The sequence below is a fragment of the Pseudomonas sp. NPDC089547 genome (assembly GCF_050280665.1).
Lineage (GTDB): Bacteria > Pseudomonadota > Gammaproteobacteria > Pseudomonadales > Pseudomonadaceae > Aquipseudomonas.
Genome location: NZ_JBNNVS010000019.1, coordinates 97,825 through 116,569, shown reverse-complemented (window position 1 = coordinate 116,569; position 18,745 = coordinate 97,825). Strand labels below are relative to the sequence as shown.

At 63.6% G+C, this 18,745-nt stretch carries 19 protein-coding genes and 1 tRNA gene; 11 read left to right on the top strand and 9 right to left on the bottom strand.

The genetic code is table 11. The features are described from left to right. The 6 genes from ACQKPZ_RS15480 to ACQKPZ_RS15455 form a co-directional block, all read left to right on the top strand. Positions 1-568: formate dehydrogenase N subunit beta transmembrane domain-containing protein (locus tag ACQKPZ_RS15480; protein WP_427539518.1), on the top strand; the 568-nt coding region annotated here is incomplete at its 5' end. Next, positions 565-1,221 (top strand): formate dehydrogenase subunit gamma, encoded by a 657-nt coding sequence (locus tag ACQKPZ_RS15475; RefSeq protein WP_427539515.1) that lies wholly within the window; start codon positions 565-567, stop codon positions 1,219-1,221. The genes ACQKPZ_RS15480 and ACQKPZ_RS15475, both read left to right, overlap by 4 nt. A gap of 4 nt (positions 1,222-1,225) precedes the next feature. Continuing rightward, positions 1,226-2,152 carry a formate dehydrogenase accessory protein FdhE gene (gene fdhE, locus ACQKPZ_RS15470; protein ID WP_427539512.1) on the top strand — a complete coding sequence of 309 codons (927 nt, stop codon included), beginning with the start codon at positions 1,226-1,228 and terminating at the stop codon, positions 2,150-2,152. Positions 2,153-2,305: 153 nt separating this feature from the next. Next, on the top strand, positions 2,306-3,733 hold the full coding sequence (gene selA / locus ACQKPZ_RS15465; RefSeq protein WP_427539509.1) for an L-seryl-tRNA(Sec) selenium transferase: 1,428 nt from the start codon (positions 2,306-2,308) through the stop codon (positions 3,731-3,733). Beyond that, positions 3,730-5,652, top strand: coding sequence for a selenocysteine-specific translation elongation factor (gene selB, locus ACQKPZ_RS15460; RefSeq protein ID WP_427539506.1), 1,923 nt, complete (start codon positions 3,730-3,732; stop codon positions 5,650-5,652). The genes selA and selB overlap by 4 nt, the downstream gene beginning before the upstream one ends. A 6-nt stretch (positions 5,653-5,658) precedes the next feature. Next, positions 5,659-5,754: transfer RNA gene (locus ACQKPZ_RS15455), tRNA-Sec, on the top strand. A gap of 127 nt (positions 5,755-5,881) precedes the next feature. On the opposite strand, the gene ACQKPZ_RS15450 is transcribed toward ACQKPZ_RS15455, so the two are convergent. Both ACQKPZ_RS15450 and ACQKPZ_RS15445 read right to left on the bottom strand, forming a co-directional pair. Beyond that, positions 5,882-6,871 carry an asparaginase gene (locus tag ACQKPZ_RS15450; RefSeq protein WP_427539503.1) on the bottom strand — a complete coding sequence of 330 codons (990 nt, stop codon included), beginning with the start codon at positions 6,869-6,871 and terminating at the stop codon, positions 5,882-5,884. Positions 6,872-6,943: 72 nt separating this feature from the next. Beyond that, the gene (locus ACQKPZ_RS15445; protein WP_427539500.1) at positions 6,944-8,386 is read right to left on the bottom strand and encodes an alanine/glycine:cation symporter family protein; all 1,443 of its coding nucleotides are present in this window, start codon (positions 8,384-8,386) and stop codon (positions 6,944-6,946) included. Positions 8,387-8,564: 178 nt separating this feature from the next. On the opposite strand from ACQKPZ_RS15445, the gene ACQKPZ_RS15440 reads away from it, so the two are divergent. The 3 genes from ACQKPZ_RS15440 (at position 8,565) to ACQKPZ_RS15430 (ending at position 11,411) form a co-directional block, all read left to right on the top strand. Beyond that, the gene (locus tag ACQKPZ_RS15440; protein ID WP_427539497.1) at positions 8,565-9,374 is read left to right on the top strand and encodes a helix-turn-helix domain-containing protein; all 810 of its coding nucleotides are present in this window, start codon (positions 8,565-8,567) and stop codon (positions 9,372-9,374) included. Between the two features lie 227 nt (positions 9,375-9,601). Further along, positions 9,602-10,486 carry a sugar nucleotide-binding protein gene (locus ACQKPZ_RS15435; RefSeq protein WP_391131071.1) on the top strand — a complete coding sequence of 295 codons (885 nt, stop codon included), beginning with the start codon at positions 9,602-9,604 and terminating at the stop codon, positions 10,484-10,486. Further along, complete coding sequence (locus ACQKPZ_RS15430; RefSeq protein WP_427539494.1) at positions 10,479-11,411, top strand: NAD-dependent epimerase/dehydratase family protein; 933 nt, start codon at positions 10,479-10,481, stop codon at positions 11,409-11,411. Before ACQKPZ_RS15435 ends, ACQKPZ_RS15430 begins: the two co-directional genes overlap by 8 nt. Before the next feature lie 131 nt (positions 11,412-11,542). On the opposite strand, the gene ACQKPZ_RS15425 is transcribed toward ACQKPZ_RS15430, so the two are convergent. Beyond that, on the bottom strand, positions 11,543-11,986 hold the full coding sequence (locus tag ACQKPZ_RS15425; protein ID WP_427539491.1) for a winged helix-turn-helix transcriptional regulator: 444 nt from the start codon (positions 11,984-11,986) through the stop codon (positions 11,543-11,545). A 101-nt stretch (positions 11,987-12,087) separates the two neighbouring features. Between ACQKPZ_RS15425 and ACQKPZ_RS15420 the strand changes: the two genes are divergently transcribed. Further along, complete coding sequence (locus ACQKPZ_RS15420) at positions 12,088-13,281, top strand: MFS transporter (RefSeq protein WP_427539488.1); 1,194 nt, start codon at positions 12,088-12,090, stop codon at positions 13,279-13,281. Here the strand turns inward: ACQKPZ_RS15420 and ACQKPZ_RS15415 are convergent. The 5 genes from ACQKPZ_RS15415 to ACQKPZ_RS15395 form a co-directional block, all read right to left on the bottom strand. Next, the gene (locus tag ACQKPZ_RS15415; protein WP_016497769.1) at positions 13,269-13,952 is read right to left on the bottom strand and encodes an OmpW/AlkL family protein; all 684 of its coding nucleotides are present in this window, start codon (positions 13,950-13,952) and stop codon (positions 13,269-13,271) included. The genes ACQKPZ_RS15420 and ACQKPZ_RS15415 overlap by 13 nt on opposite strands. Before the next feature lie 109 nt (positions 13,953-14,061). Further along, a complete protein-coding gene (locus ACQKPZ_RS15410) occupies positions 14,062-14,568 on the bottom strand; it encodes a DUF3299 domain-containing protein (RefSeq protein WP_427539524.1) in 507 nt (168 codons plus the stop codon). A 132-nt stretch (positions 14,569-14,700) separates the two neighbouring features. Continuing rightward, on the bottom strand, positions 14,701-15,966 hold the full coding sequence (locus ACQKPZ_RS15405) for an ABC transporter permease (protein WP_391131056.1): 1,266 nt from the start codon (positions 15,964-15,966) through the stop codon (positions 14,701-14,703). Further along, entirely contained in the window at positions 15,966-16,676 is a 711-nt protein-coding gene (locus ACQKPZ_RS15400) for an ABC transporter ATP-binding protein (protein WP_427539485.1), read from the bottom strand. The genes ACQKPZ_RS15405 and ACQKPZ_RS15400 overlap by 1 nt, the downstream gene beginning before the upstream one ends. Beyond that, positions 16,677-17,252, bottom strand: a complete 576-nt coding sequence (locus ACQKPZ_RS15395; protein ID WP_427539482.1) for a DUF2796 domain-containing protein — start codon at positions 17,250-17,252, stop codon at positions 16,677-16,679. A gap of 130 nt (positions 17,253-17,382) precedes the next feature. Here ACQKPZ_RS15395 and ACQKPZ_RS15390 point away from each other — a divergent pair, with 130 nt between their 5' ends. Then, entirely contained in the window at positions 17,383-17,727 is a 345-nt protein-coding gene (locus ACQKPZ_RS15390) for a hypothetical protein (protein ID WP_427539479.1), read from the top strand. A 141-nt stretch (positions 17,728-17,868) separates the two neighbouring features. Here ACQKPZ_RS15390 and trxA read toward each other — a convergent pair whose 3' ends face one another. Further along, positions 17,869-18,741, bottom strand: coding sequence for a thioredoxin (trxA, locus tag ACQKPZ_RS15385; protein ID WP_403202758.1), 873 nt, complete (start codon positions 18,739-18,741; stop codon positions 17,869-17,871). Positions 18,742-18,745: the final 4 nt, after the last annotated feature.

The following is an 18,745-nucleotide window of genomic DNA, read 5'->3' as shown; positions in this document are numbered from 1 at the left end:
CTGCATCGGCTGCGGTTACTGCATCACCGGCTGCCCGTTCAACATCCCGCGCATCTCGCAGAAGGACCACAAGGCGTACAAATGTACCCTGTGTTCCGACCGCGTGACCGTAGGCCTGGAGCCGGCCTGCGTGAAAACCTGCCCGACCGGGGCGATCGTGTTTGGCAGCAAGGACGAGATGAAAGTGCACGCCGCCGAGCGCATCGTCGACCTGAAGTCGCGGGGCTACGACAAGGCCGGTTTGTACGACCCGGATGGCGTCGGCGGCACCCACGTGATGTATGTGCTGCACCATGCCGACACGCCGAAGTTGTACGCCGGCTTGCCGGACCAGCCGGTGATCAGCCCGCTGGTGGGGCTGTGGAAGGGCTTCACCAAGCCGCTGGCGCTGCTGGCCATGGGCGCGGCGGTGTTGGCCGGGTTCTTCCATTACGTGCGGGTTGGGCCACAGCGGGTCGAGGAGGACGAGCACCCTGCGCCGCCGGATGACAGCGTGCACCAGGTTGATCCTGCGGTCCATGTCTATGATCCGACCAAGCCCGGTGGGCAAGGGGAGCAGCGGCCATGAACGACAACAAACCCATCCTGCGCTACAACGCCAACGAGCGGACCAACCACTGGGTCGTCGCCATCCTGTTCTTCATGGCCGGGCTTTCCGGGCTGGCGCTTTTTCACCCGGCGCTGTTCTGGCTCAGCCACTTGTTTGGTGGCGGGCCGTGGACACGCATATTGCACCCGTTCATGGGTGTGGCGATGTTCGTTTTTTTCCTCGGCCTGGTGATCCGCTTCTGGCGCGCCAACTTCATCACCGCGAACGACCGCCTGTGGTTGCGTCGCATTGATCGGGTGATGGTCAATCGTGAGGATGGCGTGCCACCCATTGGCAAGTACAACGCCGGGCAGAAGCTGCTGTTCTGGACGCTGCTGCTGTGCATGCTGGTGTTGCTGCTCAGCGGCGTGGTGATCTGGCGTGCCTATTTCAGCCATTTCTTCGACATAGGGTCCATTCGCCTGGCATCGCTTGCTCACGCATTGGCGGGCTTCGTGCTCATCCTCAGCATCATGGTGCACATCTATGCCGGTATCTGGATCAAGGGCTCGATCGGCGCCATGCTGCATGGCTGGGTCAGTCGCGCCTGGGCACGCAAGCACCATGAGTTGTGGTACCGCGAAGTGACCGGCGACAAAACGCCGGGCAATCACGGACGAAAAGAAGGATGAACGCTTGAGCACGATACTCGAACCCGGGCAGATCGAAGCATCGGCGGTGATGCCGCCGTTTCTGCACCTGCCGCCCGCCAATCTGTTCGAGATTCGCGCCGCGCGTCTTGAGCAACTGGCCGAGGGCAACGCACTTGGCGACTACCTGAAACTGGTCGCACGGTTGTGCCGCATTCAGCAGCAGCTTGTGGATAACCCGCCCGGCGGCATGCCGGTGGCCGAGGAGCGTCAGCGCCTGTGCATAAGTCATGGCTTGCCGCCGCTGGCGGCTGACAGCCTGGTGCGTGAGGGGCCTTGGCTGGTGTGGTTGCAGGCGTTGCTACAGCAATTAAGCGACGAAACCCGTGGCCCGCTGGGTGAGGCGTTGCAGGTGCTGCGTGGCAGTGATGACGGCCAGCGCAAAGGCTGGGGCATCGCTTTGCTGGCAGGGCAGTATGACGCGGTGCCAGCGGCATTGGTGCCGTTCCTCGGGGCCGCGTTGCAGGCGGCCTGGTCCAGCTGGCTGCTGGCGTTGCCAACGCCGGAGCTGAAACCTGCTGGCAGCCTGGCCCAGTGCCCGGCCTGTGGTTCGCCAGCGATGGCCGGGGTGGTACGCAACCGTGGCAAGCAAAACGGCCTGCGCTATCTGGTTTGTTCGTTGTGTGCCTGTGAGTGGCATGTGGTGCGGGTCAAGTGCGTGTACTGCGAGTCGAGCAAGGACTTGCGCTATACCAGCCTTGAGGATGACCGCCATGCACCCGGCAAGGCGCCATTACGGGCCGAGTGCTGCCCGGGGTGTGAAAGCTACCTGAAGCAGAACTACCTGGAAAACGACGCAGCGGCCGAGGCGCTGGCCGACGACCTGGCCAGCCTGGCGCTGGATATGCGCCTGGACGAGGAGGGCTTTCATCGCCTGGCGCCCAACCTGATGCTCGCGCCCGGTAGTGGGTGAGTGTCTACACTGAAAAACCGAGTCGCCCTTTTCGCGGGCACGCCCGCTCCCACAGGTACAGCACCCACTTAAAAGCCGGTGCAGTACCTGTGGGAGCGGGCATGCCCGCGAAGAGGCCAGTACAGACAACGGACCAGTCCAAGGTAGTACCGCATGTCCAACAGCCTCGCCAGCGACACCCCACGCCTGCCCTCCATCGATACCCTCCTGCGCCACCCGGCCTGCCTCCCGCTGATCGACCGCCACGGCCGCGACGCGGTCCTGGCCACCCTGCGCCAACTGCTGGACGACCTGCGTGACCCTGCCCGCAACGGTGAGCTCAACGCCGCCGAGCTGGCCGCCGAAGTGCTGCTGGGCCGCACCGGTGAACGCCTGGCCGCCCAACAACGCAGCCAGGTCCGCCGAGTGTTCAACCTCACCGGTACCGTGCTGCACACCAACCTCGGCCGTGCCCTGCTGCCCGACGAAGCCATCGAGGCCATGCAAACCGCTGCCCGCTACCCGCTCAACCTCGAGTTCGACCTGGCCACCGGCAAGCGCGGTGACCGCGATGACCTGATCGAAGGCCTGATCCGCGAGTTGACCGGCGCCGAAGCCGTCACCGTGGTCAATAACAATGCGGCCGCTGTATTGCTGGCGCTCAACAGCCTTGGTGCGCGCAAGGAGGGCATCATCTCCCGTGGCGAGCTGATCGAGATCGGCGGCGCCTTCCGTATTCCCGACATCATGGCCCGTGCGGGCGTGAAGCTGCACGAAATCGGCACCACAAACCGCACCCACGCCCGGGACTACGAAGCAGCCATCGGCCCGCGTACCGGCCTGCTGATGCGCGTGCATTGCAGCAACTACAGCATTCAGGGCTTCACTACCCAGGTGCCCACTGCCGAGCTGGCGCGGATCGCCCGTCAACATGAACTGCCGCTACTGGAAGACCTTGGCAGCGGCAGCCTGCTCGACCTTACCCGCTGGGGCCTGCCCGCCGAACCGACGGTACGCCAGGCCTTGGCTGATGGCGCTGATATCGTCACTTTCAGCGGCGACAAACTGCTGGGCGGGCCGCAAGCGGGGATCATCGTTGGCCGCAAGGACTTGATCGCCAAAATCAAGAAAAACCCGCTCAAGCGCGCGCTACGTGTCGACAAGATCACGCTTGCAGCACTTGAAGCAGTGCTGGCGCTGTACCGCAACCCTGACCGCCTGGCCGAGCGCCTGCCCAGTTTGCGTTTGCTGACCCGCCGCCAGGACGAAATCCAGGCGCAGGCCGAGCGCCTGGCACCTGAGCTCAAAGCTTGTCTCGGCGAGCAATGGGCCGTCAGCGTGGAGCCTGCATTGGGCATGATCGGCAGTGGCAGCCAGCCCGTGGCGCGCCTGCCCAGCGCGGCGCTGTGCCTGCGCCCGCAGGTCTCCAAAAAGTTGCGTGGGCGCAGCTTGCATGTGCTGGAGCGGGCGCTGCGCGGCCTGCCGGTGCCGGTGCTCGGCCGCATCGATGACGACGCCCTGTGGCTCGACCTGCGCCAACTGGATGACGAAGCCCAGTGGCTGGCGCAATTGCCTGCCTTGCAGTTGGGGCCGGTGCAGTGATCGTTGGTACCGCCGGCCACATTGACCACGGCAAGACCGCGTTGCTCCAGGCCCTCACTGGCCAGGCCGGTGACCAGCGCCAGGAAGAACGCGCCCGCGGCATGACCATCGACCTTGGCTACCGCTATGCGGCGCTGGCCGAAGGCGCGCCGCTGACGGGGTTCATCGATGTGCCGGGCCACGAGCGCTTTATCCACAACATGTTAGCCGGTGCCCACGGCATCGACGTGGTGCTGCTGGTGGTGGCTGCCGACGACGGGGTCATGCCCCAGACCCGCGAGCACCTGGCGATCATCGAACTGCTTGGCATCCCCCAGGCGCTGGTTGCAATCAGCAAGGCCGACCGGGTCGAGGCGGCGCGCCTGGCCGAGGTGCAGGCACAGGTTACTGCTTTGCTGGCGCCAGGGCCCTATGCCCAGGCGCCACAGTTCCCGTTGTCGAGTATCACCGGTGAAGGTGTAGACGCGTTGCGCCAAGCCTTGCTGGATGCCGAAGCACATGTTCGACAGCGCAGTGTGCGTGGCGGCTTTCGCCTGGCGGTTGATCGTGCTTTTGCCGTGACCGGTGCGGGCGTGGTGGTCACAGGTACGGCGCTGGCCGGGCGGGTGAGTGCTGGCGACACCTTGCTGCTGGGCAAGGCTGGTAAACCGGTGCGGGTGCGCGGCCTGCATGCGCAGAACCAGGCCGCGCTGGTGGCCGAGGCGGGCCAGCGGGTGGCGCTGAATATTGCTGCCGAGCGCCTGACGATGGAGCAGGTACACCGGGGTGACTGGCTGGTGCCCGAGTGGCTGCATGCGCCCAGCGTGCGGGTGGATATCGACCTGAGCCTGCTGCCGGGTGAAACCCGCGCGTTTGAACATTTCAGCGCTGTGCATGTGCACCTTGGCACCCAGGATGTAACGGCCCGGGTTGCCTTGCTGGAAGGTGAAAACCTGGCGGCAGGCCAGCGCATGTTCGCCCAGTTGCTGCTCAATGCGCCGTTGCAGGCGGTGCACGGTGATCGCCTGGTGCTGCGCGACCAGCGTGCCCAGCGCACCTTGGGGGGTGGCAAGGTACTCGACCCGTTCGCGCCTACCCGGCAGCGCCGCAGCGATGAGCGTCTGCGTCAGTTGCAGGTGCTGCGAGATGCCGAGGACCTGGAGCAGGCCCTGCCGGCACTGCTCGCCAGCGCTCCCGGCGGAATCGACCCCCAGCGCCTTGAGCGCCAGTTCAATCGCCTGCGCGCAACCTGGCATTTGCCAGAAGATGTTCTGGTGGTGGCAACGCGACAGGGCCAACTGCTGTTTGCCAGCGACCAGTGGCTGGCGCTGAAGCAACAAGTGCTGGAGCACTTGGCGCGGTTCCACGAGCAGGAGCCCGACCAACTCGGCCCGGACCGCGACCGCTTGCGCCGCTTTGCGGCCTTGCCCCTGGAGCGACCGGCATTCGTCAGCTTGCTGGATGAACTGCTCGATGACCGCGCCATCAGCAGCAGCGGGCCCTGGCTGCACTTGCCCGATCACAAGGTGCAATTGAGCGAAGCCGACAGTGCGTTGTGGGCGCGCTTGCAGCCGAAATTGCTGGCAGGGCAATACGATCCGCCTTGGGTCAGGACCCTGGCGAGTGAGGAGCAGTGCGCCGAAGCCGATGTGCGCCTGTTGTTGCGCAAGCTGGCCCGGCTGGGCATGGTGCACCAGGTGGTGCGTGACTTGTTCTACCCTGAGGCGACGCTACAGCGCATGGCAGAGCTGTTGCTGGGGCAGGCCAGCGAAACGCCGAGAGTGCAGGTTGCCGCGTTTCGCGATATGTTGGGTATTGGTCGCAAGCGCAGTGTGCAGATTCTGGAATACTTCGACCGCATCGGCTTGACCCGGAGGGTGGCCGACCAGCGTTACATCCGTGCCGACAGCGCCCTGGCCCAGCAACAGGCCAGGCACTGAGTTCAAGGAAGGCAATCGCGCCCGGTGGCGCGGCCGGGCTTCAAACCCGGTTGGGGACGGCAGCCGTTCCCGGGCAGGTTCGACTCCCGCTGCCTTCCGCCATTATCTTTCGCCTGTCAGGGCCTCTTCGCGGGCACGCCCGCTCCCACAAGGGATTTCACAGCCCTTGAGAGCTGTGCAGTACCTGTGGGAGCGGGCGTGCCCGCGAAGAGGCCGTAAAGGCTAAAAGCTAAGCCCGCTCCCCGCACAGATCCAGGGCAAACCACTGTTCTGCTGCATCTACATCCAACCCAGCCCCCAGCAACGCGAACATCTTGCCCAGCGCTGCCTCACGGGTCATGCCACCACCACTGACCAGCCCGGCCCCGCGCAGTCGATTACCCGCCGCATAGGTGTCGAACACCACCGAACCTTCCGGGCACTGGCTGATAGCCGCCAGCAACACGCCACGCTGGCGCGCCGCGCTCAGCACCTCCAGCAATGCCTGGTCATCCGATGGCCCGGTACCGCTGCCGTAACATTCCAGCAGCAACCCTTGCACACCGCTATTGATCAGCGCCTGCAAGTGCCCGGCCTGCAACCCCGGGAACACCGGCACTATTGCCAGGTTGACCGGTTGGCGCGGGTGTTTGTAGCCAAGCTCGGCAGGGAGCGTAGCGGTATGCTCACTGTCACGATGGCGCGGCAGCGCAGCAAAGGCATCAAACGCCTCGCTGCGCAGCTTCGAGGCCCGGCAGCCATGCAGCAGTTGGCCGTGGAAGTACAGCTGCACGCCATCATCCAGGCCGTTTTCGAACTGGCGCAACGCACCGCACAGGTTTGCCCAGGCGTCGCTGTCCGGCGCGCCAGCTGGCAGCATCGAGCCAGTCAGCAGTACCGGTACCGGCATGCCCAGCAGGAGGAAGGACAGCGCCGCAGCGCTGTACGCCAGGCTGTCGGTCCCGTGTAGCACCAGCACGCCGTCATGGCCCGCCACATCCACTGCTTCGACGATGGCATCACGCATCGCCAGCCAGTTGTGCTGCTGCATGTTGGCGCTGTCGAGCAGCGGGTTCAGTTCCTGCAGGGTCCATTGCAGCTGGGGCGCATCGGCCATGTGGGCGAAGTGCTCGCGCATCCGTGCATCAAAACCACCCGCCGGCGCCAGGCCTTCCGGGGTTTCGAGCATGCCGATGGTGCCACCGGTATAGAGAACGAGAAGATTCTTTACTGCGCGCATGGAAAACATCCGTAGCGGTGAGCGGAGAAAGAAAAGCCGCCCGCAGAAGGGGCGGCTGGGCAGGGCAGCGTATCAGCGCTGAGGCTGAGCTTGGCCGACTGTTTTGTCAGTGGCTGTTTCCACCTGCGGATTGGCAGGCCAGGCATTGCGGTCCAGGTCCAGGTCGGCGAACTTGGTCGAATCGAACACCGGCTGCTGGATACCCGCCTTGCGCTGCTCGTCGTAGTCACGCATCACGCGCAGGCCGACCTTGAACAGCAGGGCCAGGGCCACCAGGTTGACGAAGGCCAGGCAGGTCATGGTGATGTCGGCGAAGGCGAACACGGTCGACAGGTCCTGCATCGAGCCCCACACCACCAGTGCCAGCACCAGGCCACGGAACACCATCAGGACCACGCGGTTACGGGTCAGGAACTGCAGGCTGTTCTCGCCCAGGTAGTAGTTGTAGAGGATGCAGGTGAACACGAACAGCGACAGTGCCACGCTGACGAACACACGGCCCCAGTCACCGACCACGGCGGCCAGCGAGTTCTGGGTCAGGACAATGCCGTCACCCTCGAAGCCTGGGGTGTAGAAGCCCGACAGCAGGATCAGCAGCGCGGTGCAGGTGCAGATCACGAAGGTGTCGAGGAATACGCTGAAGGCCTGGACCACGCCCTGGGCACCCGGGTGTTTCACGGCAGCCACGGCGGCGACGTTCGGCGCGCTGCCCAGGCCCGCTTCGTTGGCGAACACGCCACGCTTCACGCCCATGACAATGGCGCTGCCGAGCAGGCCACCAAAGGCCGGGTCGAGGCCGAAGGCGCTCTTGAAGATGGTTTCCAGCATGGCCGGCACGTGTTCGATCTGGGTGCCGATCACATACAGGGTCACGCCGATGTAGGCCAGGGTCTTGACCGGTACCAGCAGGTCCGACACCGCAGCGATACGCTTGATGCCGCCGATGAAGGTGATGGCCAGCAACACGGCCAGGACAATACCGGTCTGGCTTGGGGCAAAGTCAAAGGCGTTCTGCAGCGAGTGGGTCACGGTGTACGACTGCAAGCCGATGAAGGCGAAGCCGTAGGTGACCAGCAGCAGGAGCGAGAACACGATGGCCATGCCTTTGCGCTTCAGGCCATGCTGGATGTAGTAGGCAGGGCCGCCACGGTACAGGCCGTCGCCATCGGCGCGCTTGTACACCTGGGCCAGGGTGCATTCGAAGAAGCTGCTGGACATGCCTACCAGGGCAGTGACCCACATCCAGAACACGGCACCCGGGCCACCCAGGGTCACGGCAATACCGACACCCGCGATGTTACCGGCGCCCACGCGGCCGGCAAGGCTCAGCATCAGGGCCTGGAAGGAGCTCAGCTGGCCTGCCTGGCCACGCAGCGATTCCTTGAACACGGCAAACATATGGGCGAAGTGGCGGAACTGGACGAACCGGGAGCGGATGGTGAAGTAGCTACCCAGCCCTACGATCAGCACGATGAGGAGTTTCCCCGAAAGGAAATCGTTGATTACTTCGAGCATTGGAGAATGACCTCGATTCTTATTCTTCGTGTGGAAAGACCAGCGGACGGCAGGCGCACCGCTATTCGTTGGGGCGCATGGTTGGCCATGACAAGAGTGGTTACAATTTCGCGGGTTGCTCTTAGTTGGCGCGACTTGATGCTACAATGGCGTCATTCGCGTCACCTGGGTCCCGCACATGAGCGATCATTTCGCTACCAACCTCAAGCTGGCTTGCAGCCACTACCGCTCTATCTCCGAAGTTTGCCGCCAGCTTTCGATCAACCGCGCTCAGTTCAACAAGTACCTGAGCGGGCAGAGCCGTCCGACGCCGTTCAACCTCAAGCGCATCGGCGATTTCTTCGGGGTCGAGGATTACGAGCTGAACTTGCCTGCCGAGCAGTTCGCCCGGCTGATAGGCGCACGCGTGTCGACGCTGGCCGAGCAGCCCAGCGATCCGATCAGCGAACTGTTCCGCCCGCTGCACGAGCACGCCGGCAACCTGTCGCGCTATTGCGGTTACTACTTCGAGTATTCCAACTGCATGTCGGTGCCGGGCACGATCCTGGTGTCGCTGGTGCACCTGTGGGAGGAGCGCGGCCGCTTCCTGTTCGAGCGCCAGGAGCGACAGGAGCGTTCCAGCGCCAACGACCAGCATGCCGAGGTACGCTGCCGTTACCTCGGTGCTGCGTTCCAGCTTCAGGACCGGGTGTTCCTGATCGATTACGAGTCGCTCACGTACAACGAAATGAGCCAGACCATCCTCATCCCCAGCTTCAAAAGCCGCATTACCCGCCTGAATGGCCTGAAGGCCGGCGTTTCAAGCGGCGACCGGCGCAACCCGGCTTGTACCCGTGTGGTGTGGGAATACCTTGGAGAGGAGATCAATCGCATCAATGCCTTTAGGCAAGTGAAACTGTACCGGCCGGATGATCCGCGTATAGATGATGACGTGCGTGACAGGTTGAGTGTGGGGCCGTTGCGCAACAGCTTGTTTGAGGTTGAATAGCTGTAGCGACTGTACTGGCCTCTTCGCGGGTAAACCCGCTCCCACACGTGCTGTATGGATCCTGAACACTTCACCAAACGTGAAGGTGGCATCCTACCTGTGGGAGCGGGTTCACCCGCGAAGGGGCCGGGACAGGCAACTCAATAAGGCCTGTGGTTGGACTTCCCGCAACGGAAACCGCAAAATGACCCCTTTCCTTCATCAACCTCTCCGGATCTGCTGACTCTATGCGTATGCGCCTAATGCTGTTGGGTGGTGGCAATGCCCTCGGGCAAGCGCTGATTCGTCTTGGGGCCGAGGAGGACATCGCATTCCTGGCGCCGCGCCCGCCCGAGAACGGCTGGACGCCGGCCAACCTCACCCAGCTGCTCGACGATCACCGCCCCGACGCCCTGGTCAACCTGGCCTATTACTTCGACTGGTTCCAGGCAGAGTCGGTCAGCGAGCAACGCCTGGCTCAACAGGAGCGGGCGGTGGAGCGGCTGGCTGAACTGTGCCAGCACCACCAGATCACGTTGGTACAGCCTTCCAGCTACCGCGTGTTCGATGGTTCGCGGGCCACGGCCTACAGCGAAAAAGACGAGCCGGTGCCGTTGGGCCTGCGTGGGCAGGCGCTGTGGCGCATCGAGCAGAGTGTGCGCGCGGCTTGCCCGCAGCATGTGCTACTGCGCTTTGGCTGGTTGCTGGATGAAAGCATCGACGGGTCGCTGGGCCGCTTCCTGACCCGTGCCGAGCAGCCGCAAGAGCTGCTGCTGGCCGATGACCGGCGTGGCAACCCGACGCCGGTCGACGATGCCGCGCGGGTGATCCTGTCGGTGCTCAAGCAGCTCGATTGCAGTGCGCCGCTGTGGGGCACCTACCATTACGCCGGCAACGAGGCGACCACGCCGCTGGCGCTGGGCCAGGCGATCCTGACCGAAGCAGGTCAATACCGTCAGCTGGCCGTGCAGGCACCGACGCCGCAGGCTCATGCCGCCCGCCCGGACGCAAGCGAAGAGCCACAGCACGCGGTGTTGGCCTGCAAGAAAATCCTTCATACCTTCGGCATCAAGCCGCGTGCCTGGCGCGCGGGCTTGCCGCCTCTACTGGACCGGTTCTACCGCCATGGCTGACGCCCTCATCCTGATCACCGGCGGTGCCGGCTTCATTGGCTCCCACCTGTGCGATGCGTTGTTGGACAAAGGCTACGCCGTACGCATTCTCGACGACTTCTCCACAGGGCGGCGCAGCAACCTGCAGGTTGGTCACCCACGGCTGGAGGTGATCGAAGGCGATGTCGCCGATGCCGGGTTGGTCACGCAGGCTGCGGCAGGTTGCAGCGCCGTGGTGCATCTGGCGGCGGTGGCCTCGGTGCAGGCTTCGGTCGAAGACCCGGTGCGCACTCACCAAAGCAACTTCATCGGTACCCTGAACGTATGTGAAGCCATGCGTGTGCAGGGTGTGCGGCGGGTGTTGTTCGCCTCCAGTGCGGCGGTGTATGGCAACAATGGCGAGGGTGAGTCGATTGCCGAAGACACCCCCAAGGCGCCGTTGACCCCGTACGCGGTGGACAAGCTGGCCAGTGAGCAGTACCTGGACTTTTACCGACGCCAGCATGGGCTGGAACCGGTGGTGTTTCGCTTCTTCAATATCTTCGGGCCGCGCCAGGACCCGTCCTCGCCGTATTCCGGGGTCATCAGCATTTTCTGCGAGCGCGCTGTGCAGGGTTTGCCGATTACCATCTTTGGTGATGGCGAACAGACCCGCGACTTCCTTTACGTAGGTGACCTGGTGCAGGTGATGGTGCAGGCGCTGGAGCAGCCGCAGGTAGAGGAGGGCGCGGTAAACATCGGCCTCAACCAGGCTACCTCACTGAACCAGTTGCTGGTGGCGCTGGAGAAGGTGGTGGGCAGCTTGCCGGCGATCAGCCATGTGGCAGCGCGTTCCGGTGATATTCGCCATTCGCGGGCAGACAACCAGCGTTTGCTAACGCGGTTCGAGTTTCCGAAGGCGACGCCGATGGTCGAGGGGCTGGCCAAGCTTCTCGGTAAAAGCTGATAACGCTGGGGCCGCTTTGCGGCCCTATCGCGACACAAGGCCGCTCCTACAGCGACCGTGTAAAATTAGCCTTGCTCGATCCCTGTAGGAGCGGCCTTGTGTCGCGAAAGGGCTGCGCAGCAGCCCCAAAATCACCCATGCCGCACAACTCTGCGCAGGCAATCCCCTGCTGCCAAGGCCCGCCCATCCTGTGCCCGCACCTGTAAAGTCTCAAGGGCTTGTCCGGTAGCACCTTCCACCAACTCCGAACGCGCCTCGCCCGCCCCAAACAGAAAGCGCTCCCCCCACTGCCTCAAGCCAACCACCACCGGAAAAACCGACCGCCCTTTCTCGGTAAGTACATATTCCTTGTACGCACTGCCATCCGATGCCGGCTGCATCTCTAGCAAGCCACTCTCCACCAGCAACTTCAGCCGTGAGGCGAGGATGTTCTTAGCCAGCCCCAGGTTCTTCTGAAATTCACTGAAGCGCCGCAGGCCATCGAAGGCATCGCGCAGGATCATCAGCGCCCAGCGGTCTCCCAATACCTCCAGGGCTCGGGCCACGGGGCATTGCGCATTGTTTTCGTCGAGCATGAGGTGAGCCTGTTCTGATTGCCTGGTTGCAGATTAAAACCACATTTGCTAAATAGCCATAACTGGTTTTAATTCGAAACCACATTGGCGAGGCCAACCCGATGACACGCTGGATAACCCTGCTACTTGCCGTCACCAGTGCCATGGCAGTGGCGACCGTGTACTTCGCCCAGCCTTTGCTCGAATCGATTGCCGACGAGCTGGGAGTGGCACGGCAGCAGATTGGCTGGGTAGTCGGCGCGACCCAGGCTGGATATGCCCTGGGGCTGCTGCTGATTGTCCCGCTGGGAGACCTGATCGACCGAAAACGCTTGCTGCTGGGCCAGTTGCTGTTCTCCACGCTGGCACTGGTCGGCGTGGGCATGGCGCCGAGTTGGGGGCTGTTGCTGCTGGCATTGGCCATTACTGGGTTGATGGCCGTCATGGTGCAAGTGATGGTGGCGCATGCTGCCAGCCTGGCCTCACCCGGTGAGCAAGGGCAAGCTGTAGGCACCGTTACCAGCGGCATTGTGCTGGGCATTCTGTTGGCGCGCCTGGTGGCGGGTGGGCTGGCTGACCTGGCCGGCTGGCGCAGTGTCTATCTGATTGCCGCCGGGCTGTTGCTGGCGCTGGCCCTGGTGCTGTGGCGCTGTTTGCCAGGCGGGCAGCCGTTGGCGCAGCGGCCTGGCTACCGAGAGCTGATCGTTTCCCAGCTCCACTTGTACCGGCACGACAGGCTGCTGCGCGAGCGTGGATTGTTCGGCGTGTTGATCTTCGCCGCGTTCAGCGTGTTGTGGAGTGCCATGGTCATGCCGCTCAGCGCCGCGCCATTGGCCTTGAGCCATACCGAGATCGGCCTGTTCGGCCTGGCAGGTGTTGCGGGTACGTTGGCGGCTTCGCGTGCCGGGCGCTTGGCTGACATGGGGCGCGGTGAGCGCACAACCGGGTTGGCGCTGGCGCTGCTAACGCTGTCGTGGCTGCCCGCGGCGTTCGTCGAGCATTCGCTGCTGGCCTTCGTGATGGGTGTGCTGATGCTGGACTTTGCCGTGCAGGCGGTGCATGTCACCAACCAGAGCCTGTTGCTGGCAGGGCGTGGCGCGATGGCCAGCCGCTTGATAGGTGCCTACATGTGCTGCTACTCGGTTGGTAGCGGCGTGGGTGCAGTGCTGGCGAGTTGGGTGTATGCCCGGTGGGGTTGGGCGGCGGTGTGCGGGCTTGGCATGGCCATCAGTGCGGTCGCGCTGGGCTACTGGCTGCGGCTGCGACGGGAAAGGGCGGCTGGGGCCGCCCTTCAATGTTCCGGTCAGAACTTGTAGCCAAGGCCGACCATGTACACCCATGGGTCGACGTCGACGTCGACTTTAGTCTTGCTGTAGCCCAGCGCGGTCGGGCCATTGACGCTGGCCTTGGTGTCGATGTCGACATACCAGACCGAGGCGTTGACCAGCAGGTTTTCCGTCAGCATGTAGTCCATGCCCAACTGGCCGGCAATACCCACCGAATCTTGCAGCTTGAGGTTGCTGAAGCCTTGTTGCTTGCGCGCGCTGCTCAGGTCTTCGTCAAAGAACAGGGTGTAGTTGATACCCACGCCGGCATACGGCTGGAAGCGCGAGTTCGGCTCCATCGGGTAGTACTGCAGCGACAGGGTCGGTGGCAGTTGCTTGATGTCTGCCAGCTTGCCGTCCAACCCGCCACCCAGGCCTTTAACGCCGACGGTATGCTTGAACGGGGTGGCTGCCAGCAGCTCCAGGCCGATGTGGTCGGTGAGCATGTAGGCAAAGGTCAGGCCCAGCTGGGTGTCGCTGTCCAGGGTCGCCTTGGTGCCCGACACCTTGTTGCCGTCGAACTTGAGGTCGCCGCTGCTCTCGTTCGGGGCGGTGGTGATGGCGCCTGCGCGCAAGATCATGTCCCCCGCCTGGTAGGCGTGGGCGGCAGGGGCGGCGAGGGCAAGGGCCACAAGCGAGGCGCCGAGCAAAGACTTGTTCATGGAAGCTCCCAAAGGACGTTATTAATCGAGTAGTCCAATGGTACGGAGCTGTCTAAACGGATTGTTTGACCCAGCTCAAAGAAGCGGCGTTACAAATTCGAAGCGGTTCTCATTTCAGCTCATAAGCGTATATTTTCTCGGCTTCCATCTGGTAGCCGGCATCGGCCAGTTCGCTGCTGGAGGCTCTAACCTGCATCTTTCCCTCGATCCAGTAGGGCTGGTAGAGGTCTTCGACGCGCACGCCCATTTCGCTGAAAATATGCACGATCTGGTTTGAAGGTGGTGGCGGCACGTGGATGCACGCGCCGTAGTAAGGCACCAGCAGGAATTCGGTGGTGCGGCCTTCTTCGCTCACCTCCAGTGGCACGATGTAGCCGGGTAACTTGATTTGCTGGCCGTCGAGGCTTTTGACCACCGGTGCGTCGGGCGCTTGCTGGCGTGCGGGTGGGGCGGACTCGGCAGACAAGGCATTGCTGAGCTGTGACATGTCGTGCAGTGGCGCCAGTTGTGGCGGGATGACCGGCGCGCCTTCGGGGATCAGGGCAGGCCAGTCCAGCTCCTTGGGTTCGGCGGCCCACAGAGGCATTGCTATCAGCAACAGCAGGGCCAGTAGCATCTGCGTTGCCGGCCTCTTCGCGGGCACGCCCGCTCCCACAGGTCCTGCGCAAGGTTCGAAGGCTGTGGGAGTTCCTGTGGGAGCGGGCGTGCCCGCGAAGAAGGCAGTGAGGTACTGGATCATTACTGGAACTCAGAGATGTATGGACAGGCCATCGGCCAGCGACTGCCTGTAGGCCCGCCACGCCGGCACGCTACCCATCAGCAACGCAGCCCCCAGGATGATAGCCAGCAAAGTCCATTCATGAGCGCTCGGCAGCGCCAGTGGCAGGTACAAACCATAGTTGGCCTGCACATACCCCTGCGCCAGGGCGATACCGGCATACAGCAACCCCAGCCCGGCCACGATCCCCACCGCCGCCAGCGACAGCGCTTCCAGCACCAGTAGCCCTGCAATATGCCACGGCCTGGCGCCGACCGACCGCAAGATCGCCATTTCCCGCCGGCGCTCGTTGAGGCTGGTGAGAATCGCCGTGAGCATGCCGATCAAGCCGGTCAGCACCACGAACAAAGACACCACGAACAACGCCTGTTCCGCAGTGCCCATCAGGCTCCACAGTTCTTGCAGTGCCACCCCAGGCAGGATCGCCAGTAACGGCTCGCTGCGGTACTCGTTGATCTCCCGCTGCAGGCTGAACGTCGCGATCTTGTTGTTCAGGCCCAGCATGAAGGCGGTGATGGCGGCAGGTTGCAGGTCCATCGTACGTGCCTGCTCGGCACTGATGCGCCCGGCGCCACGGGCCGGCACACCGTTGTGCCAGTCGATATGGATGGCCTCCATGCCGCCCAGGCTGATATGCAGGGTGCGGTCCACCGGTGTGCCGGTGCGCTTGAGCACACCCACCACGGTGAACGGCTTGTCGTCGTGCTTCACCAGGCTGATCGCCGCCACGCCATGGGCCAGCACCAGCTTGTCACCCAGCTTGTAGTGCAACGCATCGGCCACTTCTGCGCCCAGTACCACCTCGAACGGGTCGCTGGCGAATTCACGGCCCTGGCTCAGCTGCAGATGTTGCTTGCGGCCGTACTGGTAATGGCTGAAGTAATCGGTGGTGGTCCCCATCACCCGATAGCCACGGTGCGAGTCACCCAGCGAAATGGGAATTGCCCATTTCACCCGTGGGTCCTGTGCATAGTGCTGGAAGCTGTCCCAGCGGATGTTGTTGGTCGCGTTGCCAATGCGAAACACCGAATACAGCAGCAGGTTCACCGAGCCGGAGCGGGCGCCGACGATCAGGTCGGTACCGCTGATGGTGCTGGCGAAGCTGGCGCGGGCTTCGGTGCGAACGCGCTCCACGGCCAGCAGCAGGCACACCGACAGGGCGATGGCAAACGCGGTGAGGAAGGCGGTGAAACGGCGGTTGGCCAGGCTGGCCAGGGCAAGGCGGAGCAGGTACATCAGGCCTCCCGGGGCTTGGCGGCGCGGTTGAGTTCGGCCAGGGAAAGGTGGCGGTCGAACAGTGGCGCCAGGCTCTGGTCATGGCTGACGAACAGCAGGCTGGCACCGGCGGCCCGGCATTCATCGAACAGCAGGCGAATGAATGCTTCACGGGTATCGGCGTCCAGTGCCGAGGTGGGTTCGTCGGCAATGACCAGCTCGGGCTGGCCGATCAGCGCGCGGGCGGCGGCCACCCGCTGCTGCTGGCCGATCGACAGGCTATCGGCGCGGCGGGCGAGCAGGGCGGGGTCGTCCAGCCCCAGGTGGGCCAGCAGCAGGCTGGCTGCCTGGTCGACGCTGCCATGACGCTGCTCGGCGCGAGCCTTGCGGCTGTGCGAGAAGCGACAGGGCAACTCGACGTTTTCACGTACCGACAGGAACGGCAGCAGGTTGAACTGCTGGAAGATGTAACCTGTGTGATCGACCCGGAAGCGGTCACGGGCACCCTGGCCCAGGCTGCCCAGGTTCTGGCCGAGCAACTGGATGCGACCCTGCGCCGGCACGTTCACGCCGCCCAGCAGGCCCAGCAAGGTGGTTTTGCCACTACCGCTGGGGCCCTTCAGGAACAGCGCTTCGCCGGCGTCCAGGTGGAAGGCCGGAATATCCAGCAGCGGCGGCTGGCCTGGCCAGGCGAACACCAGGTCATGCAGTTCGATCAACGGCTGGCTCATTCAGAAAGCGACCGCTGCCTTGGCTGGCGTGGTTTCCACGCCTTTCTGGCCGTTAGGGCCGATCAGCTGCACGTTGATCTTCTGGGTGGCCGGGAAGGCCTTGAACAGCGGTGCAAGGTCTACCTGCGCCAATTTGTCGGGGTTGGCGCAGGTCAGTTGGTAGTGAGCGCCGATGTCGCTGTGCTGGTGGCCGTGCTCATGTTCGTCGCCATCGTCGTCGGCTTTCGGGGCGTCACCAAACAGCGGGCTTTCAAGTTCCTGCTGGTCCTCTTTACAGCCTGCGGCAGCAGTAAGGCCGAACAGCTTCAGCGGTTGTTCGAGCTGCTGGCGTACGGCGGCGACCTTGGCTTTGTCAGCATCGCTGCTGGCGGCGTGTTCGAAGCCGACCAGGTTCATCGCCGGGCTGTCCAGTTCCAGCTCCAGCGTGTTGCCGTCGAGCACCACGTTGAGCTTGGCCACGCCATGCTCATGGGCGCCAAGGGTGCCATGGGCGTGGTCGTGATCATGGTCATCGTGAGCATGGGCCATGGCCAGTGGCAGCAAGGCGAAGGGCAGGGCGAGCAGCAGACGACGCATGGACGACTCCGGTAACGGGCTGAAAGTTGAGTTATGTTATAACAACTTTTCTGCGTGCCGCCAGCCTGTGTGGCGAAGGTTTCATGTTGCGGTAGCATGGGTGCATTGACCTGGGTTCAAGGAATGCATCATGAGGATTCGTGGACAGATTGGTGAGTGGCCGGTCGACCTGACCATCGAGCTGGCGCCTGAAGAGTGGGCGCAGCTGGGGCGGCAGATTGATGTACCGGTGGTAGCGCAGACCGCAGCAACGCAAACCGTGGCGGCGCCGCGCCAGGATGACGGGCAGTGGACTGCAGCGCGTGATGTATTGCGCCTTGCCGGGCAGATGAGCGGGCCGGAGTTGCTGGACCGGCTGGAAGGGCTGGCGGGGAGCACGGCGGCGGGCAAGCGGTTGCTGGTGCGCTTGCGGCACAGCAGTGATGTGAAGGTGGAAAGTGGCGTGGATGCGCCGGTTTATCACTGGTTGGGGTGAGAGGGCCAGGAATTTGGGGCTGCTTTGCAGCCCATCGCGACGCAAGGCCGCTCCTACAAGGATCGTGCAATCACCAGCCTCACGCGATCCCTGTAGGAGCGGCCTTGCGTCGCGATGGGCCGCGAAGCGGCCCCGGCATTCTCAGAACAGGGCCGCCGACAGCTTGCGCCGGTAAACCCCAACCAGCGGGTGATCACCACCCAGCAACTCGAACACCTGCAGCAACGCTTTCTGCGGCAGCCCGTTCTCATACCCACGGTTACGCTGGAACAGCTTCAGCAGCCCATCCAGCGCCGCTTCATACTGCTGGCGCGCCAGTTGCTGAATGCTCAGCTGGTAAGCCGCTTCATCATCTTGCGGGTTTTGCGCCAAGCGGCTTTTCAGGTCCGCCACTTCCGGCAGGCTGGCTGCCTGACGCAGGAACGTCAGCTGGGCCTTGGCACCGGCCAGCGCGGCCTTGTGCTCATCAGTCTTGACCGCATCCAGTACCACCTGAGCCTCGCCCAGCTCACCACGCTCGGCCAGGCAGCGGGCATACAGGATCAGCGCTTCGGCATTGCTGTTGTCTTCACCCAGCAGTGCCTGCAACAGCGCTTCGGCCTCGGCAAAGCGGCTTTCGGCAAACAGCGCCTTGGCCTGGTCCAGCGGCGATGCGGTGGGGGCGGCAGGCATTTGCACATGCGGCTCGAGCATGGCGCGGATCGCTGACTCCGGCTGGGCACCGGCAAAGCCGTCCACCGGCTGGCCGTCCTTGAACAGCACCACGGTCGGCAGGCTGCGGATGCCGAACTGGGCAACCACCTGCTGCTCCACGTCGCAGTTGATCTTGGCCAGCAACAGCTCGCCCTGGTAACCCTCGGCAATCTTCGCCAGCAGTGGCATCAGTGCCTTGCACGGCGCGCACCACTCGGCCCAGAAGTCCACCAGCACCGGCTTGTGGAAGGAGTTCTCGATCACCAGTTGCTGGAAGGTGGCGTCGGTAGCGTCGAAAATGTAAGGCGTGTCTTGGGTCATCGCG